This window comes from Nitratireductor indicus C115, assembly GCF_000300515.1.
Classification (GTDB): domain Bacteria; phylum Pseudomonadota; class Alphaproteobacteria; order Rhizobiales; family Rhizobiaceae; genus Nitratireductor; species Nitratireductor indicus.
In genome coordinates this window covers 183,563-204,177 of sequence record NZ_AMSI01000007.1, presented here as the reverse complement: position 1 = coordinate 204,177, position 20,615 = coordinate 183,563, and the positions used below count along the sequence as shown (strand labels likewise).

Genomic DNA, 20,615 nt, shown 5'->3' with positions numbered 1-20,615 from the left:
TCAGCTCCCCAGAGCCGTGGCCGGATCGACCTTCATTGCCGCCCGTACGCCAAGACCCGAGGCGGCGATGCAGACGGCGAAGATGATCCCGGCCAGCACCATCACGTTGAACGGCTCCAGCACCACCCGGCGTGGGAAATAGTCCTTCACCGTCAGGATCAGCACGAGCCCGATCCCCCAGCCTGAAGCGCCGAGGATCAGCGCCTGCTGCACGATCAGCCCGATGATGGTGCGGTCGGGCGCGCCGATCAGCTTCAGTGTAGCGATCTGCTTCAGCTTCTCCATCGTCATCGTGTAGATGATGAGCGCGATCACCACCGCTGAAACACTGAGCAGGATGCCGAGAAACAGGCCGATTTGCCGCCGCGCCAGATCGACCACCGAGGAGACCAGAATGTCCTCTTGCTCGGCTTGCGTCAGGGCCGCCAGATGTTTCCACTGCCGCACGGTCGCGGTCAGCAATTCGACATCCGCGCCCGGCGCTAACCGTGCGATCACGGCCGCGACCGAAGCGGACTTGACCGAAACGGTACCCCGCGCCGCCTGAACGCGCTGCGCTGCCGGGTCAAGCTCTGTCTGTAGCGCCATCGCGTCCGCCAGCGTGATATAGACCGCCGGATCGCCGCCCGCGTTCATTGCCCCTTCGACCAGCCCGACCACGATGAAGCGGTTGCGTCCGAGACGGATCGTCTCGCCGGTCAGAAGACCAGTCTTGCGGTCTGCCACCAGTTCGAAATGGCTTGTGCCGATGCCGCGCCCCTCGGCGATGCGCTGCGGGCCGCCGGGATGTCCCGGTTCGTAGCCGATGACGTAGAGCCGCAGCGAAGCGCCGGCATGGGCAGCCTCGATGTTCTGGAAATTGATCGCGCCGGCCTCAGTCACGCCGGGCATCCGCGCCACGGCGTCGCGCGTGGTCAGCGGGATGTTCGAGGCTTCGGCGAACGGCCCTTTAGTGCCGCTCTCGACCACCCAGACATCTGCTGCCGGCGCCTTCACCACCGCCAGCGCATCGGCGACAAGGCCGTTATAGATGCCGATCATCGACAGCACGACTGTCATCAAGAGCCCCAGCCCGAAACAGGTGAGGACGAAGCGGAACAGTCCGTGGCGTATATCCTTGAGGGCAAGGTTCATGGCGTGGTCCTGGTCCGCGCCCGCCGCCCCTCGGTCGCGCCTTGCGGTATCCGGGCGACGATGGCGGCATCGTCCGGCAGGCTGCCCGTGACTTCGACCCGGCCCCGATCGTCGCGCGCGCCGAAGGACAGTTCGACCTGCTCCAGCCGTCCGTCCCGCACCAGCCAGACCCGGCCGCGATGCCCGTCGAAACCGGTGATCGCCACCTCCGGCACCATCAGCGCACTGTTGCGGTTGCCGGTGGTGATGCGCACCTCGGCCTGCTCGCCGAGATACAGCGGCTGGGGGCAGTCTGTGCAGGTCAGCCAGATTCGGCGTTCCTCATTCACCCGGTCGCTTTCAAGCCCGATGCGGGCGATGGTGCCCTGGAATTCAGCCTGCGGCCGCGAGCGCAGCCGGATCGTGCCGGGCTGGCCAAGCGCAAGCTGGCCGGCGCGCTCCTCATCGACATAGGCCTGTATCCACACCGTTTCGGGAGCAATCAGGGTGAAAATCGGGTCGCCGGCCCGCACCACCGTTCCTGCTTCGGCATGGCGCGTGACGATCACCGCGTCATAGGGTGCGGCCAGCCGATGACGCGCGAGAAGGACCTTCTCCTGTTGCAGGGCCGCCGCCGCATCCGCGCCCTGAGCACGGATCACCGCCACATCCGCCTCGGCGACCGCAAGATCGGCACGGGCCACATCTTCGTCGCGCTGCGCTTCCTCGGCGCGCTGGATCGAGGTCACATCGCGCCGCGCCAATCCCTGCTGACGCTGATTTGCCGTCTGGCGCTGCGCCAGTACGCTGCGGGCACGCGCCACCGTGGCCTCGGCGCGGGCGAGGGCGGCGACATTGGCCGCGACAGCAGCGCGGGCGCGGGCGGTACGCGCCTCCTGCTCGGCCGGATCGAGGGTCGCCAGTTCCTGCCCCCTGACTACCCGGTCCCCGACGTCGCCGGCCAGCCCGGTCAGGGCAGCCCCAACCTCGAACCCGACCCGGCTGAGGATCCGTGCCTCGACCGAGCCGAGGCCGTAGATGCGCAGGGCCACATCCTGCTCGGGCTGCACCACGCTGACCGTGAGCGGCCGCTCGGTGAGGAACAGCACACCCCCGCCCAGCACCAGAACCACTGCCACCGCACCGAACATCCACCGACGCCGCATGGCCTAATCCTCGTTCACGGTCAAAAGCCGAAGTTGCACGTCAAGGAGCCGCATTCCCTCCCCGATCAGCGAGAAGTTGCGCGCCCCGAGCGACCAGCGGATCGCCATGCCCTGCACCAGCGATGTCAGCAGCACGGCGGCATCCTCCGGAGCGACTTCGCGGCGCAGGCGGCCGGCGTCCTGACCGCGAGCCAGTTCGGCCACAATCAGCGCCTGAAACCTCATCAGCAGGCCTCGAAAGGCCGCGCGCAAATCCTCATTGCCAACATTCAGCTCGCGCGAGAACAGCAGCATCGGCAGCGCCGGTGTGGAAACAATCTGCCCCAGTTGCGCGGCCATCAGCGCCTTGATCCGGTCGATGGGGCCATCAGTCCCAGCCAGGGCCCGTTCCCATTCCATGGCCAGTTCCCCGGCCACTTGATCCGCCACGGCAAGCCACAGCGTGTCCTTGGTCGGGAAATGCCGGAACAAGGCGGCCTGGCTGACGCCTACGGCCGCTGCGGTAGCACCTGTCGTCACCCGGTCCGGCCCGATCCGGTCGGCCAGGTCGAGGACGGCCGCGACGATTTCGGCCTTGCGCAATTCCGCGGATTTTCGCATAAAGTACCTAGTAAGTGAGCAATCACATACTTAAGTGGAGCGATGATCGTGGTCAAGCTTTTCTGACGAGGCAATGCGAACGCGCGGTGTTGCGGGCAAGATGGGGGCAGCCTGCCGGCAATCGGAGCAGGCTTGCAAGGGGTGATCCTTCATGGATGCACAGAACCAGAACTGGGACGATCTGCGCTTTTTCCTCGCTGTGGCCCGGGCGGGCACGCTGTCTGGAGCAGCACGCAGCCTTGGCGTAACGCACTCGACCGTGTTTCGCCGTCTCGGCGCCTTCGAGGAACGTCTGGGTGTCCGGCTCTTTGAGCGGTTGCCGGATGGCTATGCGCTGACGGGCGCCGGAGAGGCCATGCACGAGACCGCCATCCGGATCGATGAGGAGATTATCGCCCTGTCGCGTCAGGTGACCGGACAGGACCAGCGCCTGAGCGGGCTTATCCGCATCACAGCCATCGATATGCTGGCGATCGGGTTATTGCCGCCGCATCTGGCGGCCTTCCATGCAGCGCAGCCAGGGATCGAATTGGAAGTGATCGTTTCGGACACTCCCCTGGACCTGACCCGACGCGAGGCCGATGTCGCACTGCGCATCGGCAACACCCCGCAGGAAACATTGGTCGGCCGGCGCGTCGGCCGACTGGCATTCGGAGCCTATGTCTCGGCGGAACGCGCCGCTCACGGACTCGATGACGATCTTGCCGGCAATGACTGGATCGGCTTCGGCCGGTCACATGGAGCGATTGGCCATCAGTTGGCGGATTGGCTGCCGACGGTGCGGCCGATTTACCGGACCAATTCGATCTCGGCTGCGATTGCCGCGGCAAGGGCCGGAATCGGCCTTGCGCCACTGCCTTGCGCCGTGGCCGACCGCACGCCCGACCTCGTCCGCATCGCCATGTTTCCGGAAGATTTCCGGCTCGATCTGTGGCTGCTGACCCATGAGGATCTGCGCAACACTGCCCGTATCCGCGCCTTCATGGATTTCATGGCCGACGCGCTCGCTGCTGACGCCGATCTTCTGGAGGGTCGCCGGCCACAGGCGGGTCCTCCCCGGACAACCACGGCATGATTCATCCGTTATCTCTCTTGCGGGGTGCGGTCCTGTGGACACCGCTTGCGATGCTGATGGAGCAACAAGGCGCGCGCTTCGGCAGTCACCAGTCTGTTCCATTGCTCCAATACAGGGACAATGTCGGATGCGTCTTCTCATAGCGCCTGGCAAGCCCCTGAAATCGCGAGCATCACGGAGACATCATGCCCGCCAATGACACGCTGAATGTTATGCCTCAGCGCCAACGACAAGGAACGCCCGGCGAGGTTCTGGCCGCCTTCCTGAAACTGGGCCTCACCTCCTTCGGTGGACCGATCGCGCATCTGGGCTATTTCCGCGAGGAATTCGTCGCCCGGCGCGGCTGGATCGAGGATCGTGGCTATGCCGATCTGGTCGCGCTATGCCAATTCCTTCCGGGACCAGCATCCAGCCAGGTCGGCTTTGCATTGGGCTTGCAGCGTGCCGGACCGGTGGGTGCGCTGGCTGCCTGGGTGGCGTTTACCTTGCCTTCCGCCCTGCTGCTGCTGTTGTTCGCGCTCGGAGCGGGGGCGTTTTCAGGCCCGCTTGGCATCGGGGTGCTCCACGGGTTGAAACTGGTGGCGGTGGCCATCGTGGCGCAGGCGGTCTGGGGGATGGCGCGCACGCTCTGCCCCGACCGCTCACGCCAGACGATCGCGCTCGCCGCCGTCCTGATGGTGGTGCTGATCGGGGGCGCGACGGGCCAGGTGGGTGCAATTCTGCTCGGTGGACTTGCCGGGCTCTGGCTTTGCCGGGACACGGCGGGAGAGACGGGTGAAGCGCTGCCCTTCCCGGTCTCGCGACAGGCGGGGATAGTCGCGCTGGCCCTGTTCTTCATCCTGATCTTCGGCCTACCGCTGGCGGCGGCGCTGTTTCCCGCGCAGGGGTTGGCGGTGATCGACGCGTTCTATCGCGCCGGTGCTCTGGTATTCGGTGGCGGCCATGTGGTCCTGCCTTTGCTGGAAGCCGAAGTGGTTCGCCCGGGCTGGGTCACGCCCGATGCGTTCCTGGCCGGCTATGGCGCGGCCCAGGCGGTGCCGGGGCCGCTATTCACCTTCGCCGCCTATCTCGGCATGCTGCTCGAACCCGGCCCGAACGGGATCGCCGGCGCGACGCTCGCCCTTCTTGCGATCTTCCTGCCGGGCTTCCTGCTGCTTGTCGGCGCGCTGCCGTTCTGGAACACACTGCGCGCACGCTCCGGCGTGCGGGCGCCGATGGCAGGCGCGAACGCTGCGGTGGTCGGCATTCTGGGCGCTGCGCTCTACGATCCGCTCTGGATCAGCGCGATCGGTTCGCCCCGCGACTTTGCGCTGGCGCTGACCTGTTTCGTGGCCTTGATGAGCTGGAGATTCCCGCCCTGGCTCGTGGTGCTGATCGCGGCTGCCGGCGGCGCGATTCTGGAGGTAAGCTCAATGTCATAATGGAAAGGAATAGCGACCAGGAACCTGATCGACCGGACAGATCGCCAGCCCATCCGGCGCATCATCGCCGGTCTCCCCAGCCACTGCCGCCGTCGCGGCACAGCCAGGAACACAAATTGCAAATCGATCTTTCTTCCGACCGCTTCATGACAGCATTGACCGGCATCACGCTTGCCGGGATGGCGCTTGCAACTGTCGATGCCTTTTTGAGCCCCGGTCTATGGGGACCGGTCGGCCTCGTGCTGGTCTATCTGGCCGGTGGTGTGCCGACGGCGGTTCGGGCCCTGACCACGCTCTGGCGTGAGCGGATCCTCGACATCGATCTTTTGATGATCGTGGCAGCCCTTGCTGCCGCTGCGGTCGGCGCCGCGCTTGAAGGGGCAGTGCTGCTGACGCTGTTCAGTCTCTCAACCACGTTGGAGCAGCGGGCGATGGGCCGGGCGCGCCATGCGGTCGAGGCGCTGATGGCGCTGCGCCCCGACACCGCGCTGAGACGCGACCCAGAGGGCGCCGTCACGGAAGTTCCGGTGGGCGATCTCGTGGCCGGCGATCTGGTGGTGCTGCGGCCCGGCGCGCGGGTGCCGGCCGATGGCGAGGTGGCGGAAGGGGAAGGCTCGCTCGATGAGGCGACGATCACAGGCGAATCGATGCCGGTCGGCAAAAGCCCGGGTGCTAAGGTGTTTGAGGCCACGGTGAACCTCAACGCCGTGCTGGTGGTCCGCGTCACCCGCCCGGTCGCGGAAAGCACGGTGGCGCGGATGATCGAACTGGTGACAGAGGCACAGGCCGCACGCGCTCCGTCCGAACGGTTCAGCGCCTGGTTCGGCCAGCGCTACACCATCGCGGTGCTGGTGGGTGCGGTGCTTGCTTTGGCGATATTCCTCGCGCTTGGCTGGACGATGCAGGATGCGCTTTATCGCGCCGCGACGCTGCTTGTCGCGGCCAGCCCCTGCGCGGTGGTGATATCGGTCCCGGCCGCGATCCTCTCGGCATTGGCGGCGGCCGCGCGCGGCGGCGTGCTGTTCAAGGGCGGCGCGGCGCTGGAGACGCTGGCCGATGTCGATATCTTCGCCTTCGACAAGACCGGTACGCTGACAACAGGCAAGGCCGAGGTGACACAGGTGGTGGCGTCGGAAACGGGAGCACAGGCCGAAGAGCGGTTCCTGTCATTGATCGCGGGTCTCGAGGCGCATTCCGAACATCCAATTGCCGATGCGATCCGCCGCCACATCGACGAAAAAGGCATAACCGCCGCCGTGGTGCGCGATGTGGAAACCGTGCCCAGTGAGGGGATTACGGGGGAGGATGCCGTGGGCCCGCTCTGGGCCGGCAATCCGCGCATGGCCGCGCGCATGGGCGCATCGCTCGACGCACCCGAATTTGCGCAGCTGACGGACGGCAGCCAGACCGTGGTGTGGCTGGGGCGGGGAGATCGGGTCTATGGCGCGCTCACCGTCGCCGACCGTCCGCGCGCGACCTCGGCCGCGGGGTTGGCTGCGCTCAGAGCGGCTGGGGTGGGCACCATCGCCATGATGACCGGCGACCGGCGCTCTGTCGGCTTGCGGATCGCCGCGGAGCTCGGACTGGAAGCAAAACATGTCCATGCCGATCTGCTGCCTGAAGACAAGGTCCGGCTGGTGGGCGAACTGGCGAGGAATGGGAAAGTCGCCTTTGTCGGCGACGGGGTGAACGACGCCGCCGCGCTGGCGCGCGCCGATGTCGGCATCGCCATGGGCGCGGCGGGCAGCGATGTCGCGTTGCAGGCGGCCGATGTCGCGCTGTTGTCGGAGGACATGGCCCGGCTTGCCGCCGCGCATCGGCTGGCGCGGCGCACCCACCGGATTATCCGCCAGAATCTGATTTTCGCCATCGGCATGATGCTGCTTCTGGTCGCCTCGAGCCTGTTCTTCGCCCTGCCTCTGCCGCTCGCGGTCGTCGGACACGAAGGCGGCACGGTGCTGGTGGTGCTGAACGGCCTCAGGCTACTCGCCGACCCGATCCGGGCGCGCAGTGCGACCTCACTGCGACGCCAATCCAACGCCGGCCCTGTAGAGCCTTCATACCAGTCAGGGGTTTGACCGGATGACGGCAATCCCGCTCGAAACGCGCGTAGATGAGGAAACCGATCGATCTTCAGCAGGTGTCGATTGCCGGTCAAGAACCTGTAGTGCGAATGGCGACCGAAGGCGGCGATGACCATGCCAAGCAACAAGAGAACAATTCTCTCCGACAAAACGCGGTTCTTCCAGACGGAACCATTCCGCTGGAGAGAAAAATTCTCACAAGGCCGTTTCCCGGTGTGGGCGCTTCTGAACGTTCGCGATTTGGCAGGCGGCTTTATCGATAGACGATACCGCCATCGGTCAGGATCGACTGTCCCGTGATGTAGTCGGAATCGGCGCCCGCGAGGAAGGCGACCAACGCTGCCACGTCCTCCGGTGTCTGCGCGCGGCCCAAAGCGATGCCCTCGACGTATTTCTTGTAGGTTTCGCCCTTCGGCGTTCCGGTGATCTCGGAAAAGCGCTCGTCGATCTCCACCCACATGTCGGTGCCGACGATGCCGGGGCAGTAGGCGTTCACCGTGATGCCCGCGCTGGCATATTCCTTGGCGGCGGCTTGCGTCAGCGCACGCACGGCGAACTTGGTTGCCGAATAGACGCCGAGCATGGCGAAGCCGTCATGTCCGGCAATCGAGCAGGCATTGATGATCTTGCCCTTCTGACCTCGATCCTTGAATTTCTGCGAAGCCGCCTGGATGCCCCAGAGCACGCCGTCGACATTGATCCGGAAGATCAGGTCCATGTCCTCGGGCGTGACGTCGGCGATCGGCTTGACCTGGGCGATGCCGGCATTGTTGACCATGACGTCGAACCCGCCGAGTTGCTTCTCTGCATGGTCGATGGCGGCGTAGACTTCGTCGCGCTTGCTGACATCGGCGACGACGGTGGTGGCCTTGCGTCCGAGCGCTTCGACTTCCTTGCGAACGGAGTCGAGCTTATCGGCCTTGACGTCGGCCAGCGCGAGATCAGCGCCTTCCTTTGCAAGCCGCAGCGCAATACCGCGTCCGATCCCCTGGCCAGCGCCGGTTACCAAAATGACTTTGCCATTCAACGACATGATTTTCTCCTACAGAAAGTCGGCCAATCCTGTGCAGCCAGCATGTTCCCTTTCCGGGCAATACAGCCGGAGCAGAACCCACTCCACTCCATGATCCCGGCCCATTTTAAGGCCGTGGCCTGGAAATGATGCGACGGCACGGATACTGGCAGTAAGGCCACCTCAAGGGGCCGCCCGCAAAAGCAACAGTAATTGTTCGACCCCGCAAGAGTATGACATGATTCCGCATATATGTCCGAGCGCCATATTTTCATCGTGCGGTGAGTCGCTGTTGCAGAAGGATACGTAGTTGATGACGGAAGCGGAGCGCTACGACGCTGTCGTGATCGGCAGTGGCGAGGGCGGCAAATACCTCGCCTGGGATATGGCGCAAGCCGGCCAGAAGGTAGCCGTCATGGAGCGGCGCTGGATCGGCGGTTCGTGTCCCAACATCAACTGCCTGCCCAGCAAGAACGAGATCTGGAGCGCGGGTGTCGCTCATACCGTTGCCCATGCCGGGGAGTATGGCGTTGTCGCCGGCCCCGTCTCGGTCGACATGAAGACGGTTGTGGCGCGCAAGCGCGCCATGGTCGAGAGCCTCGTGGCGTTTCATCTCGAGCGCTACGAGGCGACCGGCGCGGAACTCGTCATGGGCAATGCACGCCTCGTCGCGCCTGGGACGATTCAAGTTGCCTTGAACGACGGCGGGATGCGGCGGCTCGCCACTGAAAAGCTGTTCCTCAATCTTGGGACGCATGCAACCATTCCGCCTGTTCCCGGCCTCGCCGAGACCAGGCCGCTCACTCATATCGAGGCGCTCGAACTGGACCGGTTGCCGGCACATCTGATTGTTCTCGGCGGAGGCTATGTCGGCCTTGAACTTGCCCAGGCGTATCGACGTTTCGGCAGTCGCGTCACAGTTGTGGACCGTGGCCCGCGGCTGCTGAAGCGCGAGGATGAGGATGTTTCCGACGAGGTCCGACTGATCCTGGAGGCGGAGGGCGTCGAGGTGCTTTTGTCGGCTGAAGTTGCGAACGTGGAGGGCCGATCAGCCGGAAGCGTGCGCGTCACCGTTCGGACGCCGGATGGTTCGAGAATGATCGAAGGCACAGACATTCTGGTTGCAGCCGGCCGCACGCCCAACACGCGAGGCATCGGCCTTGAAGAGGCAGGGGTTGCGCTGACGGATCCCGGCACCATCAAGGTGAACGATCGCCTGGAGACGACCGCAAAGGACGTTTGGGCCATCGGCGAATGCGCGGGAAGTCCGCAATTCACCCACGCTTCGCTAGATGATTTCCGAATAATCCGGGACAATCTCGACGGTGGAGACAGAACGACCACCGGGCGGCTGATGCCCTATTGCATGTTCATCGACCCGCCGCTGGCCCGCATCGGCATGAGCGAGGCGCAAGCGCGGGCCAATGGAATGGATTTGCGCGTCGTCAAACTGCCGATGAAGGCGGTGCTGCGGACACGGACGACATCGCAGACCGCGGGCTTCATGAAGGCGCTGGTCGATCCGCAGGATCGGATCGCAGGCTTTACCATGATCGGCTCGGAGGCCGGGGAAGTGATGGCCGTGGTGCAGGCGGCCATGCTTGGCGGTCTGTCCTACAGTGTCCTGCGCGATGCGGTTCTTGCGCACCCGACAATGGCCGAGGGGCTGAACGCGCTATTTGGCAACGTAGCGAAACGATGAGTTTTCCAAGTTCCATTGAGGCGGCGGGTTAGAGAATGAACGGACACGATGAGCATCGGCACCATTCGCATGATCATGACCATTCGGGTCATGCGCATCTTGTGACGGACCCGGTCTGCGGGATGGAGGTCGACCCGCAAACCGCAGAACATCGCCTGACCCATGGGGGCCACACTCACTATTTCTGCTCGGCGTCCTGCAATGCGAAATTCGAGGCGGACCCGGCGCGATATCTTGCAGGGGAAGCGTCGCCCATACCGGAAGCGCCCGAGGGCGCGATCTGGACCTGCCCGATGCATCCCGAGATCCGGCAGGACGGGCCGGGAAGCTGCCCGATCTGCGGCATGGCGCTGGAGCCGCTGGTGGTGACGGCCGACAGCGGCCCCAGCCCCGAACTCGCCGACATGACACGGCGTTTCTGGATCGGGCTGGTTCTCGCCGCTCCGGTCTTCGTGCTCGAAATGGGCGGTCATCTTTTCCCGGCCCTGCACCATCTGGTGCCAATGCGGATATCGATCTGGATTCAGCTCGTTCTGGCGACGCCGGTGGTTTTGTGGTGCGGATGGCCGTTTTTCGAGCGCGCCTGGGCCTCGCTGATCAATCGCAGCCTCAACATGTTCACTTTGATCGCCATGGGCACCGGCGTCGCCTGGGCCTACAGCATCGTCGCCGCCCTTGCGCCGGGAATTTTCCCCGCCGCTTTCCGCGCGGAAGATGGCACGGTCGCGGTCTATTTCGAGGCGGCGGCGGTCATCACCGTTCTGGTGCTGCTTGGCCAAGTGCTGGAACTGCGCGCCCGCGAACAGACCTCGGGCGCGATCAGGGCGCTGCTTGATCTGGCGCCGAAGACGGCGCGGCGCATCGGCGATGACGGCACAGAGGAAGACGTGCCGGTCGAGCACGTTATTCTCGGCGACAGGCTGCGCGTGCGGCCCGGCGAGACCGTGCCGGTCGATGGCGTGGTGGAGGACGGACGCTCATCGCTCGACGAGGCGATGGTTACCGGCGAATCCATGCCTGTCACCCGCACTGTGGGCGATCAGGTCATCGGCGGTACGCTGAACCAGACCGGGGCGCTGGTGATCCGTGCGGAAAAGGTCGGCCGCGATACGATGCTGTCGCGGATCGTCCAGATGGTCGCCGATGCGCAGCGTTCGCGTGCGCCGATCCAGCGCATGGCCGACCACGTCTCGGGCTGGTTCGTACCGCTGGTCATCGTCATCGCAATTCTCGCCTTCATTGTCTGGGGCATCTGGGGGCCGGAGCCGCGCTTTGCCTATGGGCTGGTCGTGGCCGTTTCGGTGCTGATCATCGCGTGTCCCTGCGCACTTGGGCTGGCGACGCCAATGTCGATCATGGTTGGCGTCGGCAAGGGCGCTAGTGCCGGCGTCCTGATCAAGAACGCCGAGGCGCTCGAGCATATGGAAAAGGTCGACACGCTGGTGGTCGACAAGACCGGCACGCTCACCGAGGGCAAGCCGTCGGTGACGGCGGTCGTTGCGGCGGCCGGCTTCGACGAAACGGAAATCCTGCGGCTTGCCGCCGGTGTCGAGAAGGCGTCGGAACATCCGCTGGCATTGGCGATCGTGGAGGCGGCGGAGAAGAAGGGCATCGCCATCCCGCCCGTAGTGGATTTCGACTCTCCGCTTGGCAAGGGCGCGCTCGGCAGCGTCGAAGGCAAGGCGATCGTGGTCGGCAATGCGGTGTTCCTCAAGGAACACGACGTCGACGTTGCGGAATTGTCCGGCCAGGCAGATGCGTTGCGTCATGATGGCGCCACCGCGATCTATATCGGGATCGATGGCAGGGCCGGCGGCATCTTCGCCATCGCCGATCCGGTCAAGGCGACGACGCAGGAGGCGCTGAACGCGCTGCATGGCGAGGGCATCCGCATCGTCATGCTGACCGGCGACAATAAAACCACGGCCGAAGCCGTCGCGCGGCAACTCGGCATCGATGAGGTTGAAGCGGACGTGCTGCCGGACGCAAAGAGCGCGGTCATAAGCCGGCTCAAGGCAGAAGGCCGGGTGGTGGCGATGGCGGGCGACGGCGTCAACGACGCGCCCGCGCTTGCCGCCGCCGATGTCGGGATCGCCATGGGCTCGGGCACCGATGTCGCCATCGAAAGCGCCGGCGTCACCCTGCTCAAGGGCGATCTGATGGGGATCGTCAAGGCGCGGCGGTTATCCGAGGCGACGATGGCGAACATCCGCCAGAACCTGTTCTTCGCCTTCATCTACAATGCCGCCGGCATCCCGGTTGCCGCAGGCGTGCTCTACCCTTCTTTCGGCCTGCTCCTGTCACCGATCATCGCAGCAGCCGCCATGTCGCTGTCGTCGGTCAGCGTCATCGCCAACGCGCTGCGGTTGCGGGGTCTGAAACTGTGACTGAAACGCTGACGCGACTGACGCCCTGGCGTCAGTCGTAGGCGAGGGCGTCAGTCGCGCCAGTAATTGTTGGCGGCCGCCACCGTCTGGAAATGGATGGCGATCACCTGTGAGGAGGCGATCAGTTGCGCGGTGTCCTGATCGTAAGCCGCGCGCAGCTTGTCGCGAATTTCTGCGGACGGTTGGGTGACCTTGACGCCGACCCGCGCCATTTTGGTGGCAAGGTCGAACCCCTCCTGCGGGGTCGCTGTCTTGAGTGAGGGAAGCCAGATGTCAGCCATGTTTTTTCCTTCCAGAGAATATGAATACGCAACAACCGTAATCTACCCGAGCAGCCGACGAAAGCATCAACCCGCGATGCGCTTCGCCTCCAGGCGTCACGCCTGAAACGCCCTTTCGTGCGGGAAATCCCTTCCGGCGATGTAAGCTTCTTCCGCCGGCGTCGATTCTCGGCCGAGGACGTTATTGCGGTGCGGATGACGGTCGAAAGCGGCGATGACCTTGCGTACGTCGCCAGCCTGATCCACCAGCGACTGGTATATCGGTTGAAGGGAAGCGGACGCTTCCGCCGCTATCTCTTCGCGAAGCCTGATGAGCAGGTCGATGCGCGCGAGGTGATCCGGGCCTTCGCAATGGCCAAGGGGCTGACTGTAGACGATTCTGAACCAGGGCATGTCCAGCGATGCGTAGTGGCCGTTCGAAAACCCCTCCATCGCCAGCGACAGCGCGGCAGGGTCCTGCGCGAATGCGCGCTGTGTGTTGCGCCAGAGCGAGCGCGAGAACTGGTCGAGCACGATGATTAGCGCCAGCCTGCCTTCGGGGTCGCTGGTCCAGTCGTCGAGATCGCCTGAAGCTGCGCTTCTCGTGAGGTCGGCGAAGCGCTCGACGATCATGTCATCCGCTCCGCCGTGCAGCCGCCACGACCAGTGATCGCGGTGAGTTTCAGCCTTTATCTGTGAGGAGCGGCCTTCGGGAAACCAGAAGTCGAAAACGTCGTTCCATGGGGCGGTCCTGGCATTCATGTCGATCCTTTCCGACAAATGCGAGCGATGAGACAGGGTTGACGTCGCAAAAACAACAGACTCCGCATCGCTGCGGGGTCTGCGAGGAGGCTTCAGCCTCGCGCGGCCACAGTTGCGGGCCGGGCGGTGGCGACCTTTGAGGCCCTCCCGCCGGGTGCGGTCGTCTTCGGCATGCGCAGAAGGCGCATGCCGTTGGCGATGACGATCAGCACCGAAAGTTGGTGGACCAGCATGCCGCCGGCCATATGGACATTGCCGGAGAACACGCCCGCCAGCAGTCCGGCCACCGTCACCAGTGCGATGACGAGGTTCTGGCGCATATTGCCCAGCGTTGCGCGCGAGATCGCCATCGCCTCGGGGATCTTGCCGAGATCGTCTTTCAGGAGCGCGATGTCGGCGGTCTCGATGGCGACGTCGCTGCCGGCGGCGCCCATGGCGATCGAGGTGTCGGCGGCGGCAAGAGCGGGGGCATCGTTGATGCCGTCGCCGACCATGGCGACATGCGCGCCATCCGCCTTCATCTTCCGGATCAGTTCCAGCTTGTCCTCGGGCATCAGCCCGGCATGGACCTCGTCGATACCGACCTCGCGGGCGATGGCTTCGGCTGCGCCATGCTGGTCGCCGGTCAGCATGACCACACGGCCTATGCCGATGTTACGCAGCCGGGTGATGGCTTCCGCCGCGCCTTCACGGGCCATGTCGGACATGCCCAGCATCCCGATCAACTGCCCGTCACGCGCCACCAGGATCGGCGTCTGGCCATTGGACAGCAGACGGTCCAGAGCGGCTTCGCCCTCCTGGCCCAGCGCAATGCCGAGCGTGTCCATGAGGCGCCGGTTGCCGGCGGCGATGATGCGGCCGTCGATGCGGGCGCTCAGGCCCATGCCGGCATGTTCCTCCAGCGATTCGAGCGTGGAAAGCGGCCCCTGCTTGCGGCCGGCCTCGACGATCGGACGGCCGAGCGGATGGGTCGATCCGGTCTCGGCGGTCGCAGCCAGATGCAGCAACTCGGCCTCGGCAATGCCGCCGAGCGCGACGATAGAGGCGAGCTGCGGCTTGCCTTCCGTCAGCGTGCCGGTCTTGTCGAGCGCCAGCGTATCGATGCGGCCCGCACTTTCCAGATGCTGGCCGCCCTTGATCAGGATGCCGCTGCGCGCCGCCCGGCCGATGCCGGCGACGATGGAGACCGGCGTCGAGATGACCAGCGCGCCGGGGCAACCGACGACCAGCAGCGTCAGCGCCAGGCGGATGTCCTGCGTCACCGCGAAGGCGGCGACCGCGAGCCCGATGATCGACGGCGTATACCATTGCGCAAAGCGCTCGATCATGCGCTGGCTCGGGGCCTTTTCCTCCTGCGCTTCCTCGACGCGCTGAATAATGCGGGCAAGGGTGGTGTCGGCGCCGACATTGGTGGCGCGGATGCGCAGCAACCCGTTCTCGGCGATCGTTCCTGCATGGACGTGGCTGCCAGGCGCTTTCTCGGCCGGCATCGGCTCACCGGTAATCGCCGCCTCGCTGACGGCGGCGGTGCCTTCGGTTACTTCACCATCCACCGGGATGCGTTGACCGGCCCTGACCAGCACGGTCTCGCCAAGCTGGACCATATGCGCCGGCACCTCGACGGGATCGCCGTCGCGCAGCACGGTCGCGGTGGCGGGCGCGGCATCAAGCAATGCCTTCAGCGCGCCACGGGTCTGCCCCATGGTGCGCGCCTCCAGCCAGCCGCCGAACATGAACAGGAAGGTGACGGCCGCCGACTCCCAGACTTCGCCAATAATGAGCGCGCCGACCGCCGCGACGGTGACGAGCAATTCGATGCTGAAATGCTTTACACGCAGCGAGCGCCAGGCACGGATCGCGATGTCGGAGCCGGCAAGAAATGCGGCCGCGACCATCAGCGCGGTCCATGCCTCGACCATGCCGAAGCCGTAGCGCGCCAGAAGACCGGCCGCGATCAACCCGCCGCTGCCGACCGTCAGCCAGAAACGCCGCCGTGCCGGATGCACGAAGGCGCTCTTGATCCTGCTGACAAGATTGCTCATCTCCTCGCTCCTTTCATCTTCATCCATGTCGGAAAAGCGTGCCTGCCGCGCCGGCACGCGGCGCGGCGAAAAAGGCGGAGTGCCGATCAAAAGGCGGCAGGCCGCGCCTCGTAGCCGGTTCCACGCACTGCCTCGACCAGCGCTTCAACGCTCGATTGCGCGGGGTCGTGCTCGACCTCGATCTTGCCGGTGTTGAAGCGCACCTCGGCCTTTGCCACACCGGGAAGGGCGTTGAGCGCCTTCTCGATCTTGGGTACGCAGGAGGGGCAGGAAAGCTCATCGCTGCGAAGGATGGTTTTCTGGGTCATGATCGGGTTCCTTTCGATAGTGGGGAAGGGGTGTCCCCTGCCTCATTGATCTAAGGGTTTGACCCCGCATTGCGATTGGTGAAACCGGCAAGCCAGGCTTGCATGAATGCACAGGCCGCTGCCTTGGTTCTGGTTCGTCGGGCGACGACATGGGGAGCTGTGGTGGAATTGCCGCCTAAACCAAAGGGATTTCCGTGCGTAAATGCACAGGTCGACAAGTCTCGATTCCCTGGCGGATGCTTTGATGTGGACGCGCCGCTGCTGGAAGGACAGCTTGAGGATACTCTTACCAAAGTCGCATCGGCGACACGACCATATGCGAAAGTCTTATGGGGAGACTTGAGTGAGATCAACGACGAGCTAACATTTTTGCAATAAACCAATGAAATGGAGCATATCATGCGTGGATTTGTTGATGACATCGAGGAACTGACCGAAGGAAACACGGATTTTCGCCGTGTTCTTTATACGGCAAGAAATATGCAGCTCGTGCTGATGGCGCTTCAGCCCGGCGAGGAGATCGGCGAAGAGGTTCACGACGACGGCGATCAGTTCTTCCGTGTCGAGGACGGCGAAGGCGAAATCCTGATCGACGGCAATGTGAGCAGGATCAGGGCCGATATGGCCATGATCGTACCGGCCGGTGCGCGGCATAACGTCAAAAACACCGGGAATGAGCCGCTGAAGCTTTATACGATCTACAGCCCTCCCGAGCACGTCGACGGTGTCGTTCATCCAACCAAGGCTGAAGCCGACGCCGCGCATGAACACTTCGACGGCAAGACCACCGAATAACGCCGTTGCGCAAGCAGTGACTTGCGGCGACAACATCCATGAACGGTGTTCCTGCTTGCCCTCCCGCACCGAACCGCGAGAGGGCAGCTCTTTACTAGGAGATGACGTGAAGACCCCGATGCGCACCGGCCTTCCTGCCGCACGGCTGGGATTGCCCTTCAGAATCTGACATTCGTCATCGGTGCCGTAGTGGTGCGGGTCATCGGTGGTCTGTTCTTCGAACTGCCGTTGACCCTGCTCACCGTTCGCGATGGAGAAGCGCCGGTGCATTCAGGACGGCATCTATTGAATCGCGCAAATGGGGCGGCGAGTTGTTCCGGTGCAACCTGGGGAACGGTCGAAAGAGGCCCTATGAGAATTTGAGGCCGAGTCTCTTCCGTCTGGCAGGAGCCGCTGGCGGTTCTTCGACGGGCTTTGGCTTGCGTCCTAATCCCATCGATTTTGCCAGTGCGGAACGCGCTGCGGCGTAGTTTGGCGCGACCAGCGGATAGTCTGCCGGCAGGCCCCATTTCGCACGATATTCGTCCGGGGTGAGGCCATGGTGGGTCGACAAGTGGCGCTTCAGGGATTTGAACTGTTTTCCGTCCTCGAGACAGACGATGTAGTCCGGCGTCACCGACTTCTTGATTGGGACTGCGGGCTTTTTGGATTCTGATACGACTTCCGTGGGGACATCGGTCTGCTGCAGCAGGCTCGTATACACCCTGGAGATCAAGCCGGGCAATTCGGCGACAGGTACAGGATTGTTCGACACATAGGCCGAAACGACATCTGCGGTCAGCTCGATTAGCCTGTCTGTTGATTTCCGCTGAGAGCTGACCCGGGATTTTCGCCGAGAAGTGACCCGCCTCTTGTCCGTCGTCAGAACATTTGGCGCTGATGGCTGCTTGATTTAGCGGAGTGTCGGCCTCGATCTTTGGTTGATGTTAAGCGGCGAGTTTGCGGTGCTGCAAGCGCCGGAGCTCGATCGTCTGTCGTTTGATCCTTTCTCGTTGTTCGATGATAGCAGAGGCCCTGCCGAAGTAGGCGTCGGCCGGGGTCACGTTGCCAAGGCTCTCGTGGTGGCGTCGGTGATTGTAATACTCGACGAAGGCTTCGATCTGGCGTTCGAGATCGCCCGGCAGGAAGTAGTTCTCCAGCAGGATGCGGTTCTTGAGCGTCTGATGCCAGCGCTCGATCTTGCCCTGGGTCTGCGGATGAAGCGGAGCGCCGCGGACATGGCTCATGCCGTTGGCGTCGATCCATTCGGCGAGTTCGCTGGCGATGTAGGGCGGCCCGTTGTCGCTGAGCAGTTTTGGCTTGTGCAACACCCTGGCGCTGTCACAGCCTGAAGCCGTAAGGCCCAGTTCCAGCGTTTCGGTCACGTCCTGGGCCCGCATGGTCGTGCACAGCTTCCAGGCGATGATGTAACGGGAGAAGTCGTCGAGCACGGTCGACAGATAGACCCAGCCCCAGCCGATGATCTTGAAGTAGGTGAAGTCTGTCTGCCACATCTCATTGGGACGCATGGTCTTGTCCCTGAACTCGTCGGCGGCCTTGATCACCACGAAGGCCGGGCTGGTGATGAGGTCATGGGCCTTGAGCAGGCGATAGACGGTCGCCTCGGACACGAAGTAGCGCTTCTCATCGGTGAAGCGCACCGCCAGCTCACGTGGTGACAGCTCGGACTGTTCCAGCGCCATGTCGATGATCTGGCTCTGGACCTCGGCGCTGATGCGGTTCCACACCCGGTTCGGCCGGGAAGGACGGTCCTCCAACGCCTCCGGGCCGCCTTCGACGTAGCGGTCATACCAGCGGTAGAAGGTGCGCCGCGCAATGCCGAGCTGATCCAGCGTCTTCTTCGCCGGAAGGTGCGACTGCTCGACGATCTTGATGATCTCGAGCTTTTCGGATGCGGGGTATCTCATTCGTCGTCGCCCCCATCCGCGATCATGCTTTTTTTGAGCAGACGGTTCTCCAGCGTCAGGTCGGCGACTGCCTCCTTCAGCGCGCGGGTCTCGCGACGAAGGTCCTGCACTTCACCGGTCGTCGCAGCACGGGCCGTGTCGCCTGCCAGTCGCCGCTTGCCGGCTTCCAGGAATTCCTTCGACCAGGTGTAGTAGAGGCTCTGCGCAATCCCCTCCTTGCGGCACAACTCGGCAATGCTGTCTTCGCCACGAAGGCCATCCAGCACGATCCTGATCTTGTCTTCCGATGAAAAGTGCCGCCGTGTCGCCCGGCGGATGTCTTTGACCACACCCCGGTCCTCCCAGTTTCTTACTTGGCTGCTCTGTTCGTGCGCGCGGCTATATCAGCGCACCGCGCCATGAGCGCTTCGAACGGCTCCTCGTCGTCGAAGAGCAGTCCATCCTCAACCATGCGGGCATAGTCATCCTCCAACGCCTTCGCGCCATCGCCGACCGGCACGAGTTGCAAGCCGCCGCTGACAGCCGCTGCATAGTCGATCGGCGTGCGGTCGGCAGCCTTCTCTGCGAAGAACATCGACTTGTGCCGGGCGACAGCGTTGGCCAGGTCGCGATCGGCAAAAGCGGCTTCCGCAAAGCCGGCTTCGTCCAGTCGGACAACATCGTGCCAATGTCGCGCGAAGCGGTCGCCGCGCAGCCGCTCCTGGAGGCAAAAGACGTGGATGGCGGTCGCCTTCTCCCAGAAGGTCCGCTCCGCGTGCATGACGCGCGGCCGCGCCGTCGGAAACACCAGGCCGTCGATCAGGCCGGCCGCGTCGCAGACGACGTCGCGCAAGCTCGCGGGTTCGCCCGTCGAGCGCCCGCCGAACTCCAGCATGACGCTTGGAGCCACATAGCCGGACCCGGCTGCGGTCGCCTCATAGTCGATGAAGAGCTTCTCATCCTCGACCCGGACGGCCGCCGCCAGACCTTCGACGGCCAGTGCGGTCTCGATCACAGGCTGCACGGTGTCCGCGACCCATGCCGGTAACCGCCGACGGACCTCGCTGGACCAGCGCTTTTCCTCGCTTCGTGTCTTCGGCAGACCCTCGCCATTGTCCCCGACCAGATCGGGCGCAATCGCCCGAATGTCGTAGGTCAGATCCACGTCCTCCGAAAACCGGCGAATGACCTGATAGGCTTTCGACAGCGACGTGCCGCCCTTGAACACCAGATGCTCGCCGAGCGGTGCCGCGTAGAGGGTCGCCAGCGCCCACACCACCCACACATCCTTTTCGAGAAGATGGGTGGGACGACCCGAACGGTCGGCGACGACGCTCAACGCGTCACGCCGATCCTCGGCCGAAAGCTGGAGGAAAACGTCAGCCATAGGCCGCCTTTCCGACGCTCTGCGCGAGCCATGTCGGAAGCTGCGGCGCGGCGGCGACCAGTTCGCCGAACACGCCGGGCGGCATCTTCCGCTTCAAGGTCGTGAGCGCGGCCTCCGCCTTTTCGGGGCCGAGCCAGGCCAGCGCCCGCACGGCCTCGCCTGCGGGGCGGTTGGCCAGGGCCAGTTGCCAGCGCGGCGCGTGCCGCAATTCGACGACCTGCTTGCCGAGGTGTATCTTTCGGCTGCGTCCGGAGGTCAGATAGACCGAGCGGACGGGCACCTGCGTCGTCAAGCCAAGCGCGTTCGCCGCGGCGGCTCCGTTCGAGACGATGATCTCCCCTTTTTGGGTCGCGAGGGCCTCGACAGCCTGCTCGACCGAAGGTGCGCGCGTGCCAAACCGACTGGCGATGGGGCGCAGATAGACGCCACGACCGGCGCGGATGAGCTGCCCGCGCTCGGACAGACGCGACAATGCCTGATCCACGGCCGCCCGGTTTCCGAGGTGGAGCAGGCCCTTGGCGGACACGGGCATCCCTTCGGGAAGTCCCGTCGCATGTGCCAGAATCTGTTCGGTCAGCCGTGTCATCGTCTTTCTCCTGTTGGAAATATACGCGA

Annotated in this window: 18 protein-coding genes; 5 read left to right on the top strand and 13 right to left on the bottom strand. The window is 64.2% G+C overall.

What is annotated here, in order from left to right; all coding sequences use genetic code 11:
- The 3 genes from NA8A_RS12175 to NA8A_RS12165 are packed head-to-tail and all read right to left on the bottom strand — an operon-like array spanning window position 1 to window position 2,861.
- The gene (locus NA8A_RS12175; protein WP_009450593.1) at window positions 1–1,134 is read right to left on the bottom strand and encodes an ABC transporter permease; all 1,134 of its coding nucleotides are present in this window, start codon (window positions 1,132–1,134) and stop codon (window positions 1–3) included.
- The gene (locus NA8A_RS12170; protein WP_040672478.1) at window positions 1,131–2,279 is read right to left on the bottom strand and encodes an efflux RND transporter periplasmic adaptor subunit; all 1,149 of its coding nucleotides are present in this window, start codon (window positions 2,277–2,279) and stop codon (window positions 1,131–1,133) included. Before NA8A_RS12170 ends, NA8A_RS12175 begins: the two co-directional genes overlap by 4 nt.
- 3 nt (window positions 2,280–2,282) lie before the next feature.
- On the bottom strand, window positions 2,283–2,861 hold the full coding sequence (locus NA8A_RS12165; protein WP_009450590.1) for a TetR/AcrR family transcriptional regulator: 579 nt from the start codon (window positions 2,859–2,861) through the stop codon (window positions 2,283–2,285).
- Between the two features lie 169 nt (window positions 2,862–3,030).
- Between NA8A_RS12165 and NA8A_RS12160 the strand changes: the two genes are divergently transcribed.
- The 3 genes from NA8A_RS12160 to NA8A_RS12150 all read left to right on the top strand — a co-directional run bounded on the left by NA8A_RS12160 (window position 3,031) and on the right by NA8A_RS12150 (window position 7,453).
- Window positions 3,031–3,954, top strand: a complete 924-nt coding sequence (locus NA8A_RS12160; protein ID WP_009450588.1) for a LysR family transcriptional regulator — start codon at window positions 3,031–3,033, stop codon at window positions 3,952–3,954.
- Between the two features lie 185 nt (window positions 3,955–4,139).
- A complete protein-coding gene (gene chrA, locus NA8A_RS12155) occupies window positions 4,140–5,375 on the top strand; it encodes a chromate efflux transporter (protein WP_009450587.1) in 1,236 nt (411 codons plus the stop codon).
- A 116-nt stretch (window positions 5,376–5,491) separates the two neighbouring features.
- A complete protein-coding gene (locus NA8A_RS12150) occupies window positions 5,492–7,453 on the top strand; it encodes a heavy metal translocating P-type ATPase (protein WP_009450586.1) in 1,962 nt (653 codons plus the stop codon).
- A gap of 259 nt (window positions 7,454–7,712) precedes the next feature.
- On the opposite strand, the gene NA8A_RS12145 is transcribed toward NA8A_RS12150, so the two are convergent.
- Complete coding sequence (locus NA8A_RS12145) at window positions 7,713–8,492, bottom strand: acetoin reductase (protein WP_009450585.1); 780 nt, start codon at window positions 8,490–8,492, stop codon at window positions 7,713–7,715.
- A gap of 292 nt (window positions 8,493–8,784) precedes the next feature.
- Here NA8A_RS12145 and NA8A_RS12140 point away from each other — a divergent pair, with 292 nt between their 5' ends.
- Window positions 8,785–10,173 carry a mercuric reductase gene (locus NA8A_RS12140; RefSeq protein WP_009450584.1) on the top strand — a complete coding sequence of 463 codons (1,389 nt, stop codon included), beginning with the start codon at window positions 8,785–8,787 and terminating at the stop codon, window positions 10,171–10,173.
- 35 nt (window positions 10,174–10,208) lie between these two features.
- Window positions 10,209–12,560 (top strand): heavy metal translocating P-type ATPase, encoded by a 2,352-nt coding sequence (locus NA8A_RS12135; RefSeq protein WP_081581943.1) that lies wholly within the window; start codon window positions 10,209–10,211, stop codon window positions 12,558–12,560.
- A gap of 50 nt (window positions 12,561–12,610) precedes the next feature.
- Here NA8A_RS12135 and NA8A_RS12130 read toward each other — a convergent pair whose 3' ends face one another.
- From NA8A_RS12130 to NA8A_RS12085, 9 genes are all read right to left on the bottom strand, one after another.
- A complete protein-coding gene (locus NA8A_RS12130) occupies window positions 12,611–12,841 on the bottom strand; it encodes a hexameric tyrosine-coordinated heme protein (protein ID WP_009450582.1) in 231 nt (76 codons plus the stop codon).
- A gap of 96 nt (window positions 12,842–12,937) precedes the next feature.
- The gene (locus tag NA8A_RS12125; protein ID WP_009450581.1) at window positions 12,938–13,582 is read right to left on the bottom strand and encodes a DUF924 family protein; all 645 of its coding nucleotides are present in this window, start codon (window positions 13,580–13,582) and stop codon (window positions 12,938–12,940) included.
- A 92-nt stretch (window positions 13,583–13,674) separates the two neighbouring features.
- Window positions 13,675–15,624 (bottom strand): heavy metal translocating P-type ATPase, encoded by a 1,950-nt coding sequence (locus tag NA8A_RS12120; protein WP_040672527.1) that lies wholly within the window; start codon window positions 15,622–15,624, stop codon window positions 13,675–13,677.
- A gap of 86 nt (window positions 15,625–15,710) precedes the next feature.
- Window positions 15,711–15,932: a heavy-metal-associated domain-containing protein gene (locus NA8A_RS12115; protein WP_009450579.1), complete on the bottom strand. Its 222-nt coding sequence runs from the start codon at window positions 15,930–15,932 to the stop codon at window positions 15,711–15,713.
- Window positions 15,933–16,292: 360 nt separating this feature from the next.
- Complete coding sequence (locus NA8A_RS25755; RefSeq protein WP_425287023.1) at window positions 16,293–16,997, bottom strand: hypothetical protein; 705 nt, start codon at window positions 16,995–16,997, stop codon at window positions 16,293–16,295.
- Window positions 16,998–17,076: 79 nt separating this feature from the next.
- Window positions 17,077–17,481 carry a Ros/MucR family transcriptional regulator gene (locus NA8A_RS12105; RefSeq protein WP_409529907.1) on the bottom strand — a complete coding sequence of 135 codons (405 nt, stop codon included), beginning with the start codon at window positions 17,479–17,481 and terminating at the stop codon, window positions 17,077–17,079.
- A gap of 172 nt (window positions 17,482–17,653) precedes the next feature.
- Window positions 17,654–18,963, bottom strand: a protein-coding gene (locus NA8A_RS12100; RefSeq protein ID WP_086006164.1) for an IS3 family transposase whose coding sequence is annotated in 2 segments (ribosomal slippage) — window positions 17,654–18,669 and window positions 18,669–18,963 — 1,311 coding nt in all. Because the reading frame shifts where the segments join, the coding sequence is not laid out codon by codon here.
- Between the two features lie 20 nt (window positions 18,964–18,983).
- Entirely contained in the window at window positions 18,984–20,000 is a 1,017-nt protein-coding gene (locus NA8A_RS12090) for a nucleotidyl transferase AbiEii/AbiGii toxin family protein (RefSeq protein ID WP_009450573.1), read from the bottom strand.
- Complete coding sequence (locus NA8A_RS12085) at window positions 19,993–20,586, bottom strand: DUF6088 family protein (RefSeq protein WP_009450572.1); 594 nt, start codon at window positions 20,584–20,586, stop codon at window positions 19,993–19,995. Before NA8A_RS12085 ends, NA8A_RS12090 begins: the two co-directional genes overlap by 8 nt.
- Between the last annotated feature and the right edge of the window lie 29 nt (window positions 20,587–20,615).